16 protein-coding genes and 1 pseudogene are annotated in these 18215 nt (G+C 73.7%); 8 read left to right on the top strand and 9 right to left on the bottom strand.

Annotation, left to right across the window (positions count from 1 at the left end; translation table 11 throughout):
• Window positions 1-2 precede the first annotated feature (2 nt).
• The 5 genes from AB0E02_RS19075 to AB0E02_RS19055 all read right to left on the bottom strand — a co-directional run bounded on the left by AB0E02_RS19075 (window position 3) and on the right by AB0E02_RS19055 (window position 5355).
• Entirely contained in the window at window positions 3-1028 is a 1026-nt protein-coding gene (locus AB0E02_RS19075) for a BadF/BadG/BcrA/BcrD ATPase family protein (protein ID WP_362140805.1), read from the bottom strand.
• Window positions 1021-2112 carry a phospholipid scramblase-related protein gene (locus tag AB0E02_RS19070; RefSeq protein WP_362140803.1) on the bottom strand — a complete coding sequence of 364 codons (1092 nt, stop codon included), beginning with the start codon at window positions 2110-2112 and terminating at the stop codon, window positions 1021-1023. Before AB0E02_RS19070 ends, AB0E02_RS19075 begins: the two co-directional genes overlap by 8 nt.
• A 23-nt stretch (window positions 2113-2135) precedes the next feature.
• Window positions 2136-2813 carry a uracil-DNA glycosylase gene (locus tag AB0E02_RS19065; RefSeq protein WP_362140801.1) on the bottom strand — a complete coding sequence of 226 codons (678 nt, stop codon included), beginning with the start codon at window positions 2811-2813 and terminating at the stop codon, window positions 2136-2138.
• A 174-nt stretch (window positions 2814-2987) separates the two neighbouring features.
• Window positions 2988-4073 carry an exo-alpha-sialidase gene (locus AB0E02_RS19060; RefSeq protein WP_362140800.1) on the bottom strand — a complete coding sequence of 362 codons (1086 nt, stop codon included), beginning with the start codon at window positions 4071-4073 and terminating at the stop codon, window positions 2988-2990.
• A gap of 178 nt (window positions 4074-4251) precedes the next feature.
• Window positions 4252-5355 carry an NADH:flavin oxidoreductase/NADH oxidase gene (locus AB0E02_RS19055; RefSeq protein WP_362140798.1) on the bottom strand — a complete coding sequence of 368 codons (1104 nt, stop codon included), beginning with the start codon at window positions 5353-5355 and terminating at the stop codon, window positions 4252-4254.
• Between the two features lie 183 nt (window positions 5356-5538).
• Here AB0E02_RS19055 and AB0E02_RS19050 point away from each other — a divergent pair, with 183 nt between their 5' ends.
• Window positions 5539-5910 (top strand): metalloregulator ArsR/SmtB family transcription factor, encoded by a 372-nt coding sequence (locus AB0E02_RS19050; RefSeq protein WP_362140796.1) that lies wholly within the window; start codon window positions 5539-5541, stop codon window positions 5908-5910.
• A 63-nt stretch (window positions 5911-5973) separates the two neighbouring features.
• On the opposite strand, the gene AB0E02_RS19045 is transcribed toward AB0E02_RS19050, so the two are convergent.
• Window positions 5974-7335: an FAD-dependent oxidoreductase gene (locus tag AB0E02_RS19045; protein ID WP_362140794.1), complete on the bottom strand. Its 1362-nt coding sequence runs from the start codon at window positions 7333-7335 to the stop codon at window positions 5974-5976.
• Window positions 7336-7471: 136 nt separating this feature from the next.
• Between AB0E02_RS19045 and AB0E02_RS19040 the strand changes: the two are divergent.
• Together AB0E02_RS19040 and AB0E02_RS19035 are read left to right on the top strand one after the other, a co-directional pair.
• Window positions 7472-7849: pseudogene (locus AB0E02_RS19040) on the top strand (DUF6214 family protein); the annotation flags it as partial.
• A gap of 42 nt (window positions 7850-7891) precedes the next feature.
• Window positions 7892-8653 carry a DUF6214 family protein gene (locus tag AB0E02_RS19035; RefSeq protein ID WP_362140887.1) on the top strand — a complete coding sequence of 254 codons (762 nt, stop codon included), beginning with the start codon at window positions 7892-7894 and terminating at the stop codon, window positions 8651-8653.
• A gap of 60 nt (window positions 8654-8713) precedes the next feature.
• Here AB0E02_RS19035 and AB0E02_RS19030 read toward each other — a convergent pair whose 3' ends face one another.
• Window positions 8714-9373, bottom strand: a complete 660-nt coding sequence (locus AB0E02_RS19030; RefSeq protein ID WP_362140792.1) for a helix-turn-helix domain-containing protein — start codon at window positions 9371-9373, stop codon at window positions 8714-8716.
• A 652-nt stretch (window positions 9374-10025) separates the two neighbouring features.
• Window positions 10026-10850: an SDR family oxidoreductase gene (locus AB0E02_RS19025; protein ID WP_362140790.1), complete on the bottom strand. Its 825-nt coding sequence runs from the start codon at window positions 10848-10850 to the stop codon at window positions 10026-10028.
• 87 nt (window positions 10851-10937) lie between these two features.
• Here AB0E02_RS19025 and AB0E02_RS19020 point away from each other — a divergent pair, with 87 nt between their 5' ends.
• From AB0E02_RS19020 to AB0E02_RS19000, 5 genes are all read left to right on the top strand, one after another.
• Complete coding sequence (locus tag AB0E02_RS19020) at window positions 10938-11798, top strand: helix-turn-helix transcriptional regulator (RefSeq protein ID WP_362140788.1); 861 nt, start codon at window positions 10938-10940, stop codon at window positions 11796-11798.
• 197 nt (window positions 11799-11995) lie between these two features.
• The gene (locus AB0E02_RS19015) at window positions 11996-13186 is read left to right on the top strand and encodes an EfeM/EfeO family lipoprotein (protein ID WP_362140786.1); all 1191 of its coding nucleotides are present in this window, start codon (window positions 11996-11998) and stop codon (window positions 13184-13186) included.
• A 5-nt stretch (window positions 13187-13191) separates the two neighbouring features.
• Window positions 13192-14451, top strand: a complete 1260-nt coding sequence (gene efeB / locus AB0E02_RS19010; RefSeq protein ID WP_362140784.1) for an iron uptake transporter deferrochelatase/peroxidase subunit — start codon at window positions 13192-13194, stop codon at window positions 14449-14451.
• Between the two features lie 160 nt (window positions 14452-14611).
• The gene (locus AB0E02_RS19005) at window positions 14612-16450 is read left to right on the top strand and encodes an alkaline phosphatase family protein (protein WP_362140782.1); all 1839 of its coding nucleotides are present in this window, start codon (window positions 14612-14614) and stop codon (window positions 16448-16450) included.
• Window positions 16451-16721: 271 nt separating this feature from the next.
• The gene (locus AB0E02_RS19000) at window positions 16722-17138 is read left to right on the top strand and encodes an Asp23/Gls24 family envelope stress response protein (RefSeq protein ID WP_310726277.1); all 417 of its coding nucleotides are present in this window, start codon (window positions 16722-16724) and stop codon (window positions 17136-17138) included.
• Window positions 17139-17212: 74 nt separating this feature from the next.
• Here AB0E02_RS19000 and AB0E02_RS18995 read toward each other — a convergent pair whose 3' ends face one another.
• Window positions 17213-18196 (bottom strand): SMP-30/gluconolactonase/LRE family protein, encoded by a 984-nt coding sequence (locus AB0E02_RS18995; protein ID WP_362140885.1) that lies wholly within the window; start codon window positions 18194-18196, stop codon window positions 17213-17215.
• Window positions 18197-18215: the final 19 nt, after the last annotated feature.

The raw sequence follows: 18215 nt of genomic DNA, 5'->3' as shown, positions 1-18215 counted from the left end.
ATTTATCCCGCGCGTCGGTCGCGCTGCCCCGGCGCAGGCCGTGTGATCTGCAACAACTTCCCATCGGCGGGGAGTTTCAGTCGGTCGCGGGCGAGCGCCGCGGCGAGGGTCAGCGCCCCGTCGAGCGGTGTCCCGGCGGCGGGAGTCAGCGGGGTGTGGGGCAGCCGTTCGGCGAGCGCGGTGCGCAGCGGGGCCAGCAGCGGTTCGCCGAGGCCGAACAGTCCGCCGGTGCAGGCCACCGCGCGGCCGGCGCCGGGCGGGCAGACGGCGGCCGCGGCATCGGCGAGATGGCCGGCGGCGGCGTCCAGGATGCCCCGCGCCACCGCGTCGTCCGCCGCGGCCGACCGGCCGACCTCGGGCGCGAACGAGGCCAGGACGGCGGGCCGGTCGGGGCGCGGGTAGAGCACCCCGGGCAGCCCGGCGACCGGGCCGAACACCGCCTCCGCACGCGCCAGGAGGGCGGCCGAACCCCCGGGCCGGCCGTCGTACGCGCGCAGTGCGGCCTCCAGCCCGGCCCGGCCGATCCAGGCGCCGCTGCCGCAGTCGCCCAGCAGATGGCCCCAGCCGTCCGCGCGGCGCCAGCCCGCCTCCTCGGTCAGGTCGGTGCCGAGCGCGATCATGCCGGTGCCCGCGGCGACCACCGCGCCGGGCCGCTGCCCGAGGGCCCCGGCGTACGCGGTCACGGCGTCGGCCGCGAGGGCGAGCCCGCGCACCCCGTACGCGGTGGCCAGCGCGCCGGGCAGCCGGGCGCGCAGCTCGTCTCCCAGGGAGGCCATACCGGCGGCGCCGACACACACGGCCGGGAAGTCCCGCGCCCCGACCTTCTGCGCCAACTCCCCGGCCAGCGGCAGGAGTTGGGACAGCAGATGGTCCGCGTCGATCCCGGCGGGGCCGGTGCGCACCGGCTCGCGGGAGGTACGGACGGCCAGTGGCCGCGCCGCGGTGTCGTCGGTGCGGGCCACCGCGACCCGCAGACCCGACCCGCCCGAGTCGACGCCGAGCACATGGCCGCCGGAGGCGTCAGCCAAGGCCCCGGGCGTCCTGCTTGAGGGCGGTGTCGACGGTGAGGGCCGTGGCGACGACGAGGCTCAGCAGCGGATCGGGCAGCTGCTGGTGGATCTGCAGGACGTAGTTGTCGGCGGTCGTGAACATCGTCTTGGCAAGGCCCTCCCAGGTCTTGGTGATCCGGGCGATCTCGGTGTCGGCGTGGTCCACGATGGCGAAGTTCCAGGCCCGCCAGTTCTCGGCCTTGATGGCGCCGATCTGCTGGCCGTTCACCATCATCCCGAAGTTGATCTTCCCGATGGCGTTCTGCTGGACGATCTCGCCGACCGGCGAGCCGTCCGGACGCTCCACGATGACCCGGGACTTGATGAGCTTGGCGGGCCGGGTCAGCACCAACTGCGGCTGGCCGTAGGCGTCCCGGATCTCCAGCTTGTGGGTCATGTACTGGTCGAGGCTGGAGACCACCCGCAGCACCTTCTTGGCCGTGCTCTGGCCGACCTGGACGACCGCGCCCAAGGTGTTGCCGTGCTGGTCGAAGACGCCGTACTCGTTGGTGACCTCGATGAGCTTGGCCTTCTGGTTGACCACCAGCACCGGCTCGGTGAACAGCGTCCCACCGCCCTGGCCCGCCGGTGCCACCCCCGCCTGCTGCTGCACCTGCTGCGCCACGCCGGCCCCGGCGTACGGGCCGGGCTGCTGTCCGGGCATCGGCTGCTGGCCGTACGGCTGCTGCATCGGCTGCCCCTGGCCCTGCGGGCCGTGGCCGGGCTGCCCGTACGGGGCGCCGCCCTGCGGCTGGCCGGGGTACGGCGCCTGACCCGGCACGGACTGCTGCGGCGCCTGCTGCGGGGCCATCTGCTGCTGCGCCATCTGTTGCTGCGCGGGCTGCTGGGCGGCCGGCTGGGGCTGCTGCCCGGCGGGCTGCTGGGCCGGGGCGTACTGCTGCTGCGGCTGCTGGGGGCCGGGCTGCGCGGTCCGGTCGGGGGCGGCCGGCTGCTGTCCCGGGTGGGTGTGCGCCGTCCACTGGGACCCGTCCCACCAGCGGAGTTGGTGGGGGGTGCCCTGCGGGTCGGCGTACCAACCCGCAGGGATGTTCGCATTCGTCATGCCAGGCACACTATCGCCCGGGGTCAGGGCAGCCTCCAGTCGACGGGCGCCGCGCCCTGCCGGACCAACAGGTCGTTCGCCCGGCTGAACGGCCGGGAGCCGAAGAAGCCCCGATCCGCGGACATCGGGGACGGGTGCGCGGACTCGACGGCCGGCAGGTCGCCCAGCAGCGGCCGCAGATTCCGTGCGTCGCGCCCCCACAGGACCGACACCAGCGGACGGCCGCGGGCCACCAGCGCGCGGATGGCCTGCTCGGTGACCTCTTCCCAGCCCTTGCCGCGGTGCGCGGCGGGCTTGCGCGGCGCGGTCGTCAGCGCTCTGTTCAGCAGCAGGACGCCCTGCCGCGTCCAGGGCGTCAGATCGCCGTTCGACGGCCGGGGCAGGCCGAGGTCGGAGTGCAGTTCGCGGAAGATGTTCTCCAGGCTCCCGGGCAGCGGACGGACGTCCGGCGCCACCGAGAAGCTGAGCCCGACCGCATGCCCCGGGGTGGGGTAGGGGTCCTGTCCGACGATGAGCACCCGTACCTCGTCGAACGGCTGCTGGAAGGCACGCAGCACGTTGTTGCCGGCCGGCAGGTAGGTACGCCCCTGGGCGATCTCCGCCCGCAGGAAGTCGCCCATCGCGGCGATCCGGTCGGCGACGGGCTCCAGCGCTTTGGCCCAGCCTGGTTCGACGATGTCTTCAAGAGGTCGTGCAGCCACGGGGTCACCCTACTGGCCGAAGCGCCTTCCCCTTCAATTCCCCGCCATCGACGGACCGGGCCCGGCCGGCCGCGCACGGTCCACACCTGGAGCACCCAACTGTCGTACGGATCCGTGTCGTTCCTCCTTCTTGTCCGGTGGTCCGGGTGACGGCGTCACCTGCTTTCCCTCCTGTCAGGCCACCGCCGCCGCCCGGACGCACAGCACGTCCGGCAGATGGGAGGCGAGCTGCTGCCAGCTGTCGCCGTCGTCCGCGCTGGCGTAGATCTCGCCGTTGCGATTGCCGAAATACACCCCGGCGGGGTCGGCGTCATCGACGGAGAGGGCGTCGCGCAGCACCGTGCCGTAGTGGTCCTCCTCGGGGAGGCCGTGGCTCAGCGCCTCCCAGCTGCGGCCGGCGTCGGACGTGCGGTAGACCCGGCAGCGGTGCTCCGCGGGCACCCGGTCGATGTCGGCCGTGATGGGGAAGAGGTAGGCGACATCGCCGCGGTGCGGATGCGCGGCCACCGCGAAGCCGAAGTCGGAGGGCAGGCCGGCGCCGATGTCCGTCCACTGCGCGCCCGCGTCGTCGCTGCGGTAGACGCCCCAGTGGTTCTGCAGATAGAGCCGGTCGCGGTGGACCGGGTCCTGGGCGATCTTGTGGACGCACTGGCCGAACTCCGGATGCTGGTCCGGCAGGAAGACCGCCTTGACGCCCTTGTTGGACGGCGCCCAGCTGGCGCCGCCGTCCAGGGTGCGGAACACCCCGGCCGTGGACACCGCGACGGTGACCGCGTCGGGGTCCCGCGGGTCGGTGATCACCGTGTGGACCGCCAGCCCGCCGCCGCCCGGTACCCACTGCTCACGGCTCGGGTGCTCCCACAGCGCCCGGACCAGCTCGAAGGTCTCGCCGCAGTCCTCGGAGCGGAACAGCGCACCGGGCTCGGTGCCCGCGTACACCACGTCCGGGGCGGCCGGGCCCGCCGGATGCAGCTGCCACACCCGCTCCAGCGAAGTCCCCGTGTCGCTCGGGTACTTGACCGCGGGGCGGGCGGGCTCCTGCCAGCTCTCGCCCAGATCGTCGGAATGGAACACCGACGGGCCCCAGTGGGCGCTGTCGGCCCCGGCCAGCAGCCGGGGGGTCGCACGGCGGGTGTCGATCCCGAGGGAGTACACCGCCTGCGAGGGAAAATGCGGACCGCTCAACTCCCATGTGCCGCGCCGTCGCCGGCCGATGAAGAGCCCTTTGCGGGTGCCCACTGCGAGTAGTACGTCAGTCATGGCCCGAACCTCCGGGACGCCGTTGTCTCAGATAGGGGCAAGTCTGCACCCGACCACTGACAACGGCGTCCCGAAGCGCATCCGCGCAGGTCGGACGGCGTGCGACGGCGTGCCGCACGGCCGTCCCCGACGGTGCGCGACGGCCGCCGGACCCCGTCCCGCGAGGCGTCGGGCCCGCTCAGAGGGCGCGGTGGTACGCCTGCGGCGTCCGGACCTCGGCGCCCAGCTCCCGCGCCGCGTGCTGCGCGAAGCTGGGGGAGCGCAGCAGCTCCCGGCCGAGCAGCACGGCGTCCGCCTGGCCGGCCGCGATGATCTTCTCGGCCTGCCGCGCCTCGGTGATCAGTCCGACGGTGCCCACCGCCAGGCCGGTCTCCTTCTTGACGCGCTCGGCGAACGGCACCTGGTAGCCCGGACCGGCGGTGATCCTGGCGTCCGGGGCGTTGCCGCCGGTGGAGGTGTCCAGCAGGTCGATGCCGTGCTCCCGCAGGTCCCGGGCGAAGCGCACGGTGTCGTCGGCGGTCCAGCCCGTGCGGTCGTCGCTCGCGTCCTCGGTGAGCCAGTCGGTTGCCGAGATCCGGAAGAAGACCGGCAGCTCGTCCGGCCACTCGGCCCGCACGGCGTCCACGACCTCCAGCGCGAACCGCGTCCGGTTCTCGTACGAACCGCCGTAGGCGTCGGTGCGCCGGTTGGTGAACGGCGAGAGGAACTGGTTGATCAGGTAGCCGTGCGCCCCGTGGATCTCGGCCACCTCGAAGCCGGCCGCCAAGGCCCGTCGCGCGGCCGCCCCGAACTGCCCGACCAGTTCACGGATCTGCGCCACGGACAGTTCCGCCGGCGTGGCGAACCCCTCGTCGAACGGCAGCGGGCTCGGCCCCACCGGCTCCCAGCCGTGCCGCTGGCCGGGCAGGATCGGGCCGCCGCGGTTGACCCAGGTGCGCTCGGTGGACGCCTTCCGCCCGGCATGGGCGATCTGGATGCCGGGGATGGTGCCCTGGGCCTTGAGGAAGGCGGTGATGCGCCGGAAGGCCTCGGTCTGGGTGTCGTTCCACAGCCCGAGGTCGTACGGGCTGATCCGGCCGTCGGGATGCACCGCGGTCGCCTCCGTGAGGATCAGCCCGGTGCCGCCGGCCGCCCGCGCGGCCAGGTGCTGGAAGTGCCAGTCGTTGGGCGTGCCTTCCTCGGGGCCCTCGGGGGCCGCGGAGTACTGGCACATGGGCGCCATCCAGAGGCGGTTCGGGACGGTCAGCGAGCGGAGGGTGAGGGGCTCGAACAGTGCGCTCACGGCGGACTCCTGTACCTGGTGTGCCGGGAAGGACGGGAGCCGGACCGGCCCCGTGCTCGTACGATAACCGCCGTACTACGGCAGGTGTCAAACTACGATGCTTCTCGTACAATGAGCCTGCGGACCGGGCGTCAGGTCCCCGGAACCCGTCAGAGCGGGCCCGCAGACCCCACAGGAGCCGTCATGCCGACCGATACGACTTCCCCGGGCGCCGTGCCGGGATCGCGCGCGCTCGCGCACCCGGACCGCGAGGAGATCCGGCTCGCCGACGTCCTGCACGCCCTCGCCGACCCCATGCGCCTGCGGATCGTCTGCACGCTCGCCGCCGCCGAGGGCGAGCTGAACTGCGCGGACATCGAGCTCCCGGTCAGCAAGTCGACCTGTACGCACCACTTCCGGGTGCTGCGGGAACACGGCGTGATCCAGCAGTTCTACCGGGGCACGGCCAAGATGAACCGGCTGCGCACGACCGACCTGGAAGAGCTCTTCCCCGGCCTGATCGACGACGTCCTGCGGGCGGCCGACCTCCAGGACCGCCGGCTCGGGGAGCGGTGAACCCACCCCGCGCCGGCGCGCCCCCGCCGCACCGTTCTGCGCCGCCCGCCCCTTTCCAGCAGGTCATGTTGCCGCCCGGGCCGCCTCCAACAAGCCCGCCCAGTCCGGCAGTTTGACCGTGCCGCGTCCCATTCCCTGGCCCCAGGCCGCCTCGGCGGCCTCGATGGCGAGCCAGCCCGGCCACAGGACCGGCCGCTGCCCCGCCCGGGTCAGCGCGGCCACCGGGTCCCCGGCCGTCGCCCGCCCCGCCGATGCGGCCGCGTCCGCCAGCAGCGACCGCGCGGTCTCCTTGGCGCACGGCCGGTTCGTGCCGATCACCCCCGTAGGGCCCCGCTTGATCCAGCCCGCCACATAGACGCCGGGCAGCGGTACCCCGTCCCGCAGCACCCGCCCCGCGCTGTGCGGCACCGTCCCGGTCGCCTCGTCGAACGGCAGCCCCGGCTGCGGCGTCCCCCGGTAGCCGACCGAGCGCAGCACCAACTGGCCCTCGATCTCCTCGAATCGGCCGGTCCCGGTGACCCCGCCCGACCCGTCGGGCGCGGTCCGCTCGAACCGGACGGCCCGCACCCCGCCGGCGTCCCCGAGGATCTCCACCGGCCGCAGGAAGAACCGCAGATGGATCCGGCGCCGCCGGCCCACCGGGGCGCCGCCGCCGGCCGGCTGCTCCGCCCAGCCGCGCAGCACCTCGACGTTCCGCCGGGCCACCGCCGGCAGCCCGGCCGGGTCGCGGTACGCCGGATCCAGCGCCAGCTCCTCCGGCCGCACCAGCACCTCGGTACCCGGCAGCGATCCCAGCTCGCGCAACTCCTTGGTCGTGAACTTGGCCTGGGAAGGCCCGCGTCGGCCCACCATCCACACGTCCTCGACCCGGCTGTCCGCGAGCACGCCCAGCGGACCCTGCGGGATGTCGGTGGCGGCCAGCTCGGCGGCCGCCCGCGAGAGCATCCGCGCCACGTCCACCGCCACGTTCCCCACCCCGATCACGACGGCCGACCGCGCCGAGAGGGCGAAGCGGGTCGCGGCAGCGTCCGGGTGCGCGCTGTACCAGGCGACGAAATCGGTGGCCGGGTGGCTGCCGGGCAGGTCCTCACCGGGGATGCCCAGATGCCGGTCGGTGGCCGCGCCCACGCAGAACACCACCGCGTCGAAGATCTCCCGAAGCTCCTCGACCCCCAGCCCCGGAGCCCCGGCCTCCACGTTCCCCACGAAGTGCACCCGCGGGTGCTCCAGCACCGTACGCAGGTTGTTCTGCAGCGATTTGATCTTCTCGTGGTCGGGGGCGACCCCGTAGCGCACCAGGCCGTACGGGCACGGCAGCCGGTCCAGGACGTAGACCTCGATGTCCGGCACGGCCTCCTGCTCGATGAGGGACTGGGCGGTGTAGACGCCGCTGGGTCCCGAACCGATCACTGCGACACGAAGCACGAGTGGCCCCTTCCGCGGGATAACCCCAGGATCGCACCGGCGGGCGCGCGACGGGAGATGCGCTATCGGGGTTGCTCCCGGTGGGATGAGCGTGCCGCGCTACTGGGCCGGGTGGGCTGGAGGCTAGGTTTTCAATGTGTCGGAAAGTGACTTTTATACCGTTAATCACCGATATGAAGCCCAGGGCGCGCCACGGGAGTGGCCCACGTGGGAGCTGCAGGCGCACGGCTCGGCCGCGCCCGCCCGCACGCCCGCCGCACCGGACGAGCCGGCCGGCCCGACCGCACCCCGGCCCGACCCGCTGGGCCCCTGGTGCAGCGCCCGGCTGACCTTCGCCGACGGCGCCCGCATCGACGTCCTCGTGACGGTCTCCGACGACCACATCACCGTCGAGGACGTCCGGGCCGATCCACCGCTCACCCTGGACGGCCTCGCCGACCTGGCCCGCTGGATCGAGGGCCCCCTGGACGACGCCTTCCGGGCGGCCACCGGACGTCCACGGAAGCACCGCCCGACACCCCGCCAGCCCGGCCCGGCCGCCGGATCACCGGAGCGGATGGTGCGCCCGGCCGGCGCACCCACGACCGGCCCGGCACACAGCACACCGGCCGGCCCGCTCCAGGAACCGTCGGCCGGCCCGGCACCCGGCCCGACGGCTGCCGTGGGGGACACCTCGGCGACCGGCCCGACGGCCGGCACGGCCGGCGTGACAGCCCCCTCGCCGACCGGCCGGGCCGCCGGCGCGCCGGACGCCCCGCTGACCGATCCGCCGGCGGAACGGCCGGCCGAGGGACCGACGGCGCCTACGGGGTCGACGACGGGCCCGGCCCGCGCCATCGGAGCGACGGCCGGGGTCACCGGACCGCCGCAGCCGCTCGACGGGCAGCCGGCCGACCCGGCAGCAGACGCGGACGGCGGGGCGGAGGCGACGGGCGCGGAAGGCGACGAGCGCGCCCAGGCAGGGGCAGGGGCGGAGGCAGGGGCCGAGGTCGAGGCAGCGGCAGAGGGCCGCGCCGAGACCCAGGAGCGGACCGGGCCAGGAACGGGCGAGGTGACGACGCAGGGGGACGCGACGCAGGGGGACGCGACCGAAGGGGATGCGTCAGCGGCACGCACCCGCTCGGCGCCGCTCGCCCGGAAGCGGGTCGCCGAGCGCCGCAAGCTCGCCGCGGATGCCTACCGGCAGGCCCAGCGCGAGGGACGCGACCCGGTGCTGGCCGTCATGCTCGCCACCGGACGCAACCGCCGGCGCTCACTGCGGCTGATCGCCGGCGCCCGCGACGAGGGCCTCTTGACGCCACGTCACAACAAACGCTGACACGGCCGCCACACCCCTACGACACCGACGACCGTCAAGCCAACCCGCCGAACTTCCCCCTCAACTACCTGCCAACTGGCGGGGGTTGTCGCGCGGCCGGGCCACCGCGCCGGGCCTCTCGCCCGGCGGTACCCCCAACTCCCAGTCCAGCCCGTACCGCTGGAACAGCTCGGCCCGCAGCCGGGCCCGCGGCATCGGGGCCCCCGGCAGCAGCATCGGCACCACCGCGCCCATCAGCAGGGCCCGCAGCAGTGGATAGTCGGTGTCCGGGTCCGTGGAGCCGTACGCCACGACCGTCTCCCGCAGCAACTGCGCCAGCCGCTGCTGCTCGGGGCACTGGATGAATCCCTCGGCCGTCAGGATGTTCGCCATGTGCGTACGCATCAGCAGCGCCCGGTCGTGCGCCAGTCCGAGGATCGCGTCGATGGCCCGGGCCAGCAGTTCCCGTCCGGCGCCCGGCCCGGTGGGCCGTGGTTCGCGTTCCAGTGCCGCCTGCAGGGTGAGGTGCATCAGCCGGTGCACCGCGGACTGCAGCAGCTGTCGCTTGCCGGGGAAGTAATACGAGATCAGCCCGCGCGCCGCGCCGGCCCGCTGGGCGATGTCCCCGAGCGTCGTCGCCTCGTACCCGCGCTCCCCTACCAGATCAACCGTCGCTTGCAACAGCCGCTCGCGGGAGCGCCGCCGCAATTCTTCATTGACCGATGCGCTGCGGGGAGACATCCTGTAACTCCTGCGTTGACTGGCTGAGAGCCAATATACTCAGACAGCCACCGGAAGTCCGTCGGCTCGGGCGGAATCCGGAGAGCGGCCTGATTCGGGCGACGCGGGGGATCGCCCGAATCGGGTGGGGTCTGGCCGGGGTTGCCGTCAGGACCTGCGTACTGGCAGGTCACGCGGGCTGACCCCGGCTCAGGCCGCAATATACGGGGCGCAGGCCGTCGACGATGACGCGGAGGGGCGCCGGTTGCCTGGACGCGTTCCACCAGGGGCCGCATCGCTTCCCGCAGGTCCTCGATGCGCTGGGTGAGGGTGTCTCCGCAGGCGCCGCCGAGTGCCTCGCTGATGCCGTAGCTCTCATGTTGGGCACAGGTGTTCCGGGTGGTGGCCGGTGCGGGCAACCATCCCTTTCTGAGCGGTACTTGTGGGCCTCGGGGATCGATTCCACCGCGGAGGGCTTCCATGTGGCCCGGCTGTAGGCCCGGCTGGGCCTCGACCTGCGTACCGTTTCATGCACCGTCCCGGACTTCGGCGCCGGACTGCGGCTGCACCGCCTTCTCGACGCGGTCAGGCTCTCCGCGGAGACCGGGACCCGTCAGAGCGTGGCCTGACGGGTGGGCACTCCGTGCGTCGGGTGCAAGTGCGCCGTGCCGGCTCAGGCCTGCATGCCGCCGTCGACCCGGAGGACCGTGCCCGTGACGTAGGAGGAGCGGTCGCTGAGGAGCCAGGCGGCGGCCTGGGCGATCTCCTCCGGGTCGGCGGCGCGGCCCAGCGGGGTCCGGGCGTTGAGCTGATCGATGATGCCGGGGGTCTTCTCGTCCCATTCGTGCAGCATCTCGGTGAGCGTGGTGCCGGGCGCGATGGCGTTGACGCGGATGCCTTCCGGGCCGTAGGTGGCGGCTGCCGAGGCGGTGAGGCTGTTGAGTGCCCGCTTCGCCGCACCGTAGGCGGGCAGCCAGGGGTTGGCCATCAGGGCGCCGACGCTGGAGGTGTTGACGATGGCCCCGCGCCGCGCGGTGGCGCGGATCGCGGCGATCTCGGCGTTCATGGCCAGCCACGGGCCCTTGAGATTGACCGCGCAGACGCGGTCGAAATCGGCCTCCGACAGCTGGTCCATCGGGCCGGGCGGCTGGCCCGTCGCGCCGTTGTTGAAGGCCACGTCGAGCCGGCCGTACAGCTCCACGGACCGGTCGACGGCGGCCCGGACGCTCGCCGGGTCGGCCAGGTCGCACACCACGTACTCCGCGGTGCCGCCGGCCGCCCGGATCTCCTCGGTGACCGCCTTGAGCTGGCTCTCCGTACGGGCCGCGAGGAGCACCCGGGCGCCCTCCCGGGCGAACAGCCGGGCCGCCGCCGCGCCGATGCCGCGACCGGCACCGGTGAGGAAGGCGACCTTGCCGGCGAGCAGGCCCAATGCACCCGAGGACGCAGAGGAGTCGGAGGGCTGTGAGGTCGTGGTGGTGACCGGTGTGTGGTTCATGCCGATGAGCCTGGGGCCGGCCGCCCCGCGCATCCAGGCACCGGCAGTACCTGGCTGGGCGTCGCGGCGCCCCCGCACACTGGGGAGATGGATCGACGAGTACGACGTGAGCTCGGTGGCTTCCTGCGCAGCAGACGCGAACGCATCACCCCCGCCGACGTGGGGCTGCCCGCCGGGCCGCGCCGCCGTACCCCGGGGCTGCGCCGCGAGGAGGTGGCGCAGCTGGCGTTCATCTCGACCGAGTACTACACGCGCCTGGAGCAGGCGCGTGCCCCGCACCCGTCCCGCGAGGTGCTGGCCCAGCTGGCCCGGGCACTGCGCCTGTCGGACGCCGAGCGCGACCACCTGCACCACCTCGCCGGTGCCCCGCCCGGGCCCCCGCCGGGGCCCTCGCGGGAGGTGCGGCAGAGCATCGTCGACCTGCTGCACCGGCTGCCGGAGGCCGCGGCGCTGGTGATGTCGGCGACGTACGAGGTCATCGCCTGGAACGAGCTGGCCGCGGCCCTGATGGAGGACTTCTCCGCCCTCCCGCGCCGGGACCGCAATCTGATCCGGCGCACCTTCCTCGGCCCCTACCGGGACCACCGGCGGCTGTACGGCGTCTCGGACGCGGACGAGTTCGCCCGGACCTCGGCCCAGCACCTGCGCGCCGCCGCGGGCCGCTACCCCCACGACCCGGAGGTGACCGGCCTGGTCGAGGAACTCCTCGCCGGCAGCGAGGAGTTCGCCCGGCTCTGGGCCGCGCACGACGTCACCGACCGTCCCACCTTCTGCAAGACCTTCGCGCACCCCCTCGTCGGGCCGGTGACCGTTCGCTGCGACGTCCTGGACATCGCCGACCGGGACCAGTGCGTCGTCATCTACACCGCCGCCCCCGGCTCGCCGTCGGAAGAGGCGATGCGGCTGCTGTCGGTCGTCGGGACGCAGCGGATGGAGGTCTCCGGCTGACCGGCCGACGACGGTGACGGGCGTCCGCCCGGTGAACTGCCGGGAAACTCTCGGACTCTGTCCGGGCGAAGGGGTGTTCGGAGCCGGGACGCTGCCTAGCATGGAGGCCGGCGCCGTCCGGTGGGGAGGAGACCCGACCGGGTGACGCCGAGCTCGCCGGGGCAGGGACCGGGACCAGCACGAAGGCCAGGAGCAGCATGGGAGCCACCGCTCGGACCAGGGCCGTCGGTGGTGTGCTCGTGGTCGGTGGGCTGCTGGCCGGGCTGTTGCTGACCGGTGGGGCGGACGGCGCGGAGGCGGGGCGGGTCGCGCCGGACGGGTTGCCGCACACCGGCATCGAGGTGTCGCCCGGCGGCTGCGGCCGCGGATGGCAGCACCCACGCCCCGGGCTCCAGGTCTTCGACCTGCACAACACCTCCGACACCGCCGCCGAGGTCTACCTCAAGAACCCCGCCGACGGTTCCGTCCACGGCGAGGTGGAGGGCATCGGGCCCGGCACCACCCGCCAGTTGCGGGTCCGGCTGGGCCGGGGCGCGTACGCCTTCATGTGCCTGCCGGACGACGCGCACGCGGTCACCGGACCGACGGTGCGGATCGCGGGCGGCGGCCCGCCCGGCCCGGCCGCGGCCCCGGTCACCGAGCACGATCTGATCCCCCCGGCGCTGGCCTACCAGAAGTGGGTCGCCAAGGGCCTGGACGGCCTCGTCGGCCGGACCGGGCGGCTGCGGGACGCCCTGGCGGACGGCGACCGGGCGGCGGCCGAGGACGCCTGGCTGTCCGCGCACCTCGCCTACGAGCGGCTGGGCGCCGCCTACGGGGCGTTCGGTGACGCGGACGGGAAGATCAACGGCACCACCGCAGGCCTGCCGGACGGCGTCCGGGACCCGGCCTTCACCGGCTTCCACCGGATCGAGTACGGGCTGTGGCACGGCCGGTCCACGGCATCCCTGCGCGGACCGTCCACCGCACTCGCCGACGCCGTCAAGGCGCTGCGGGACGACTGGGCCGAGGCCCGGATGGAACCGGCGGACCTCGGCCTGCGGGCCCACGAGATCCTGGAGAACACCCTCCAGTTCGAGCTGACCGGGCGGACCGACTACGGCAGCGGAAGCAACCTCGCCACCGCCCGCGCCAACCTCGACGGCACCCGCGCCGTGCTCGCCCGGCTGCGCCCCCTGCTCGTCCCCCGGTACCCCGAACTACCGGCGCTGGAGCGGCAGTTGGGCCGGGCGCAGGAACTGCTCGACGGCTTCCGGCGGGACGGGCGCTGGACGCCGCTGGACCGACTCGACCGCCGGCAGCGGGAGCGTACCGACGCGGTGCTGGGAGACCTGGTGGAACGGCTGGCGTCGGTGGCGACGCTGTGCGACGCGCGCAGAACGGTGTGAGCGGAATGAGTGGCGTGAACGGAGTCGGCAGACGGGGATTCCTGCGGGGCGCGGCCCTCGCCGGGGCCGGGCTGGCGGCCGGCGGTGCGGCGCCCGCGCAGGGTTCGCCGGGGGCCGGCGGCACGGTGCCGGTGCCCGGCCCCGCACTCGGGACCGTTGCCGCACCCCCGGTGCCGTTCCACGGGCCGCACCAGGCCTCCGTGCTCGCCCCGCCCCGCCGGGTCACGGCCTTCACCGCGTTCGACGTCACGGCCGCCGACCGCCGGGAGCTGGCCGAGCTGCTGAGGACCCTCACCGCCCGGGCCCGTGCCCTGACGGACGGCGGCACACCCGCGGACCCGGGCATCACCGGCCCGCCCACCGACTCGGGCCTCCTCGGGCCGCGGCTCCCCGCCGGCGCGCTGACGGTGACGGCCGGCGTGGGCGCGGCCCTCTTCGACGACCGGTTCGGACTGCACGGCCGGGCACCGCGCCGCCTCAAAGTCATGCCGACCTTCCCCGACGACGACCTCCGCCCCGAGTGGTGCCACGGCGATCTGAGCCTCCAACTGTGCGCCGACGACACCGACACCGTGCTGCACGCCCTGCGGGACATCGCCCGGCACACCCGGGGCGGCATGCAGGTGCGCTGGCGGATGGACGGCTTCAGCAGCCCGCCCCGCCCCTCCGGCACGCCCCGCAACCTCATGGGCTTCAAGGACGGCACGGCCAACCCGGACGCCGGGTCCGGCCGGGAGATGGACCGGCTGGTCTGGGCCGGCCGGGACTCCGGCGAACCGGCCTGGGCGGTCGGCGGCAGCTACCAGGTGGTGCGGCTGATCCGCATGCTGGTGGAGTTCTGGGACCGGGTGTCGCTGACCGAACAGGAGCGGATGTTCGGCCGCAACCGCGAGACCGGGGCGCCCCTGGACGGCGACCACGAACACGACACCCCGCACTACCCCGACGATCCCAAGGGCGACGTCATCCCGCTGGACAGCCACATCCGGCTGGCCAACCCCCGCACCGCGGCCACCGACGGCCAGCGGATCCTGCGCCGCTCGTACAACTACGACCAGGGCGTGGACCGCAACGGCAACCTGGACATGGGCCTGCTGTTCTGCTGCTACCAGCGCGACCTGGCCGCCCAGTTCGAGGCCGTGCAGCACCGGCTCGCCGGCGAACCGCTGACGGATTACCTCACCCCGTTCGGCGGCGGCTACTTCTACGCCCTGCCCGGTGTCCGCGACACCTCGGACTGGTACGGCCGGGCCCTGTTCGCCTGACCGGCGGCCGCAAAGGGTCAACACCCGGTCAAGCTTTGGCCCGGCTTACCTGACTGAGTGTTCACCCGCCCGTCATCATGGCTCTGCCGAGCCGCTGCCCGCCCGGCCGAGCATCCGGGCGTACAGCACGACCACGTCCCCGTCCGGAGGGTGAACGAGCATGGCAAGCAGGGGAAGACGACCGGCGATAAGGAGCCTGGGGGCCCTCGTGGGCGCCGCGGCCCTCACCGTCCTGGGCACCACGGCGCCGACCTGGGCCGCCGGGCACCAGCCCACCCCCTCCCGAACGGCCACCCCCATCAAGCATGTGGTCGTGCTCTTCGACGAGAACATCTCGTTCGACCACTACTTCGCGACCTACCCCAAGGCCGCGAACACCGACGGCACCCGCTTCACGCCGTCCCCGCGCACGCCCCGGGACATCGACAACCTGCGCACCGCGGGTCTGCTCAAGCACAACCCCAACCAGTACGCCCCCAAGCGGCTGACCCCGCAGCAGGCCATGACCTGCGACCAGAACCACGACTACGGGCCCGAGCAGTACGCCTACAACGGCGGCAAGGCCGACCGGTTCGTCCAGAACACCGACTCGGGCAAGTGCTCCGGCGGCCTCTTCGGCGAGCCCGGACTGGTGATGGACTACTACGACGGCAACACCGTCACCGGGCTGTGGAACTACGCCCAGCACTACGCCCTCAACGACCGCTCCTTCAGCACCACTTACGGCCCCTCCACCCCGGGCGCCCTCAACCTGGTCTCCGGGCAGACGCACGGCGTCGTCTCCATGGACCCGGCCTCCAGCACGGAAAACCCGCGGCAGACCGACAAGCCCGACCCGCACGCCGTGCACTCGCCCGACGCGCACGGCGTCGGCACGATCATCAGCGACCCCGACCCGGCGTACGACGACTGCTCCAACAAGGACCACACCGGCAAGAACGCGCTCGCCGCGATGCAGGGCCGCAACATCGGCGACCTGCTCACCGCGCGGCACGTCAGCTGGGGCTGGTTCCAGGGCGGCTTCCGCCCCAGCACCGCGTGGGACGGCCAGGACGGCCACTACGCGAAGTGCGGCGGCACCACGCACTCCAACGTCGGGGGCGCGGCGGTCGTCGACTACAGCCCGCACCACGCGCCGTTCCAGTACTACCGGTCCACGGCGAACCCGCACCACCTGCCGCCCAAGAGCGTCGACGAGATCGGCCACGCCGGACCGGCCAACCACAACTACGACCTGACCGACTTCGACGCCGTGCTGAAGGCGGGCAAGCTGCCCGCGGTCAGCTTCGTCAAGGCCCCCGAGTACCAGGACGCGCACGCCGCCTACTCCGACCCGATCGACGAACAGCACTTCCTCGTCGACCGGATCAACCGCATCCAGCAGTCGCCGCAGTGGAAGGACACCGCCGTCGTCATCGCCTACGACGACTCCGACGGCTGGTACGACCACGCCTACGCCAAGCCGCGCAACGGCTCGAAGGACACCTCGACCGACTCCAACGGCAAGGCCACCGACAGCCCGGCCTGCCAGGCGGGTCCCGCGGCCGCCGGCGGCTATGCGGACCGCTGCGGCCCCGGCACCCGGCAGCCGCTGCTGGTGGTCTCGCCGTACAGCAAGGTCAACACGATCGACCACACCCGCACCGAGCAGACCTCGATCATCAAGTTCATCGAGGACAACTGGCACACCGGCCGGATCGGCGACGCCGCCTTCGACAGCCGGGCCGGCTCGCTGAAGAACATGTTCGACTTCCGGCACCCCAACAACAAGCAGGTGCTGCTCAACAAGGACGGCTCGGTCAGGTCCGTCGGCCCGGTGCGGCACATCGCCCCGATGGCGGCCACCATCGACCCGGGCCCGGCCGTGCAGGACACGGCCGCGACCACCGAGTCCGCCTTCCCCCTGCTGCCGGCCGCGATCGGCGCCGCGGTGGTGGCGGGCGGGGTGACGGCCACCGCCCTGGTGCTGCGCCGCCGCCGGGCCGGCGGGGCCGCCTGACCCCGTGAGACGACCCCGGCGGCCGCGTCCCACGGGACGCGGCCGCCGGTGCGTCCGCTGCCGAACGGGAGGTCGCCGCCGCGGTGGCCGGACGTCCGGTTGCCGTCGAGCGTGGAGCGGGGCCACCCGGCCGACAATTCCGGTTGCCGGGTCGGCAAAGGAGGAGAGGCGGCCTCATCTGCCGGGCTCTAGCGTGAAGAGAGGGCCGACGCTGTGCTCCGTTCGGAGCACACGGCACGAAGCACAGGCCACGGAGCGAGGGGTGAACGGGATGACCGAGGTCACCGAGCACGGGTCGCGGAACGCCGGGACCCTCGGACGCACGACCATCGCCGACGGCGTGGTGACGAAGATCGCTTACCTGACGGCCGGTGATGTGGTCGGTGTGCACGCCCTGGGCAGCGGGCTCGCGCGGTCCGTCGGCGAGCTGCGCAGGCGGGTGCCCGGCGGAGGGTCGGGCGGCACGCACGGGGTCAAGGTCGAGGTCGGCGAGAAGCAGACCGCCATCGACCTCGACATCATCGCCGAGTACGGCGAAGTGATCCCGGACGTCGCCCAAGCGGTCCGCGAACAGGTCATCGCCACGGTCGAGCGGATGACCGGTCTCGAGGTCGTGGAGGTCAACATCGCGGTGAGCGATGTGAAACTCCCCGACGAGGAGGAGGAAACGGTCGAGCGGGTCCGGTAGGCCCGGTCCGCGGCAGTCATGCCGGGTGGGCGCCATGCGAGGACGCCCCCCGGCCGACGGCTGCCGCGGCCGTTTCAGTGCCCGGTCAGCGACTCCGCGCCGGGCAGCGCGCACACCGCCATACCGCGGTGGGCGACGCTGGCCAGGACCAGCCGGCTGCCCGTACGGCAGACCGCGGTGACCATCCGGTACGGCGACCTGGCGGCCCGCAGGTCCCACACCCGTTGCCCGTCCGGGCGGATGCCCAGCACCCGTACGGTCGGATGCGGCGGCGGGATCGGACGTACCCGCCGCATCGTCCGCCAGGCCGCCCGCCGCACCGGGTGGGGGAGGGCGTGCACCAGCTCCAGGGCCGGTTGGCGCGGCCCGGCGAGGGCCACCCAGAAGACGCCGTCGTCGGCGAGGGAGATGTTGTCGGGGTGGCCGGGCAGGTCCGCGGCCAGGAGCTCGGAGTGGCCGGCCCGCGGCCCGGTGAGCCGGTAACGGCGCAGCCGGCGGGCTCCGGTCTCGGCCACGAGGAGGAACGACCCGTCCGGCGCCAGCGCCACACCGTTGGCGAACTGCAGCCCCGACAGCAGGACTTCGGGCGTGCCGCCGGGCCGCAGCCGCAGCAGCCGGCCCGTCCCGAGGTGCTCCACGATGTCGCCGGGCCACTCGTCCAGGCCGTAGCGGCGGCTGGAGACGGTGAAGTAGACCGTGCCGTCCGGCGCCGCGGTGACGTTGCTGCAGAACCGCAGCGGCTCGCCGGCCACCTCGTCGGCCAGCACCCGGACCGTCCCGTCCCCGGTCGTGAGCTGCAGCAGCCCCCGGTAGGCGTCGCAGACGAGCAGCTCGCCACCGGGGAGCGGATGCAGACCGAGCGGCCGGCCGCCGGTGTGGCCCACGACCTCCGCCCGGGCCGACCGCGCCGCCCGGTCGGCCGCACCCGCCTCCGGCAGCCGCACCCGCCAGATCGTGCCGTCCGCGGCCCCCGTCAGGACGTTGCCGTCGGCGTCGGCCACCACGTCCTCGGGCCCGTCGATCTCGGGAGCGACGATCCGCGCCGGCGGGAGCGGCAGCGGCCCCCCGCCGCCGGGC

Origin of the sequence: Streptomyces sp. NPDC048196, from assembly GCF_040652715.1 — a bacterium.
Taxonomy (GTDB): domain Bacteria; phylum Actinomycetota; class Actinomycetes; order Streptomycetales; family Streptomycetaceae; genus Streptomyces; species Streptomyces siderophoricus.
This window is presented reverse-complemented; position numbering and strand designations above follow the sequence as displayed.

Excerpts from the sequence above, each read along its gene's own strand:
- AB0E02_RS19070 (WP_362140803.1), bottom strand. The coding sequence starts at position 2,112 with ATGACGAATGCGAACATCCCTGCGGGTTGGTACGCCGACCCGCAGGGC.
- AB0E02_RS19060 (WP_362140800.1), bottom strand. The coding sequence starts at position 4,073 with ATGACTGACGTACTACTCGCAGTGGGCACCCGCAAAGGGCTCTTCATC.
- AB0E02_RS19050 (WP_362140796.1), top strand. The coding sequence starts at position 5,539 with ATGCCGACCGATACGACTTCCCCGGGCGCCGTGCCGGGATCGCGCGCG.
- AB0E02_RS19035 (WP_362140887.1), top strand. The coding sequence starts at position 7,892 with ATGGTGCGCCCGGCCGGCGCACCCACGACCGGCCCGGCACACAGCACA.
- AB0E02_RS19030 (WP_362140792.1), bottom strand. The coding sequence starts at position 9,373 with ATGTCTCCCCGCAGCGCATCGGTCAATGAAGAATTGCGGCGGCGCTCC.
- AB0E02_RS19025 (WP_362140790.1), bottom strand. The coding sequence starts at position 10,850 with ATGAACCACACACCGGTCACCACCACGACCTCACAGCCCTCCGACTCC.
- AB0E02_RS19020 (WP_362140788.1), top strand. The coding sequence starts at position 10,938 with ATGGATCGACGAGTACGACGTGAGCTCGGTGGCTTCCTGCGCAGCAGA.
- AB0E02_RS19015 (WP_362140786.1), top strand. The coding sequence starts at position 11,996 with ATGGGAGCCACCGCTCGGACCAGGGCCGTCGGTGGTGTGCTCGTGGTC.
- efeB (WP_362140784.1), top strand. The coding sequence starts at position 13,192 with ATGAGTGGCGTGAACGGAGTCGGCAGACGGGGATTCCTGCGGGGCGCG.
- AB0E02_RS19005 (WP_362140782.1), top strand. The coding sequence starts at position 14,612 with ATGGCAAGCAGGGGAAGACGACCGGCGATAAGGAGCCTGGGGGCCCTC.
- AB0E02_RS19000 (WP_310726277.1), top strand. The coding sequence starts at position 16,722 with ATGACCGAGGTCACCGAGCACGGGTCGCGGAACGCCGGGACCCTCGGA.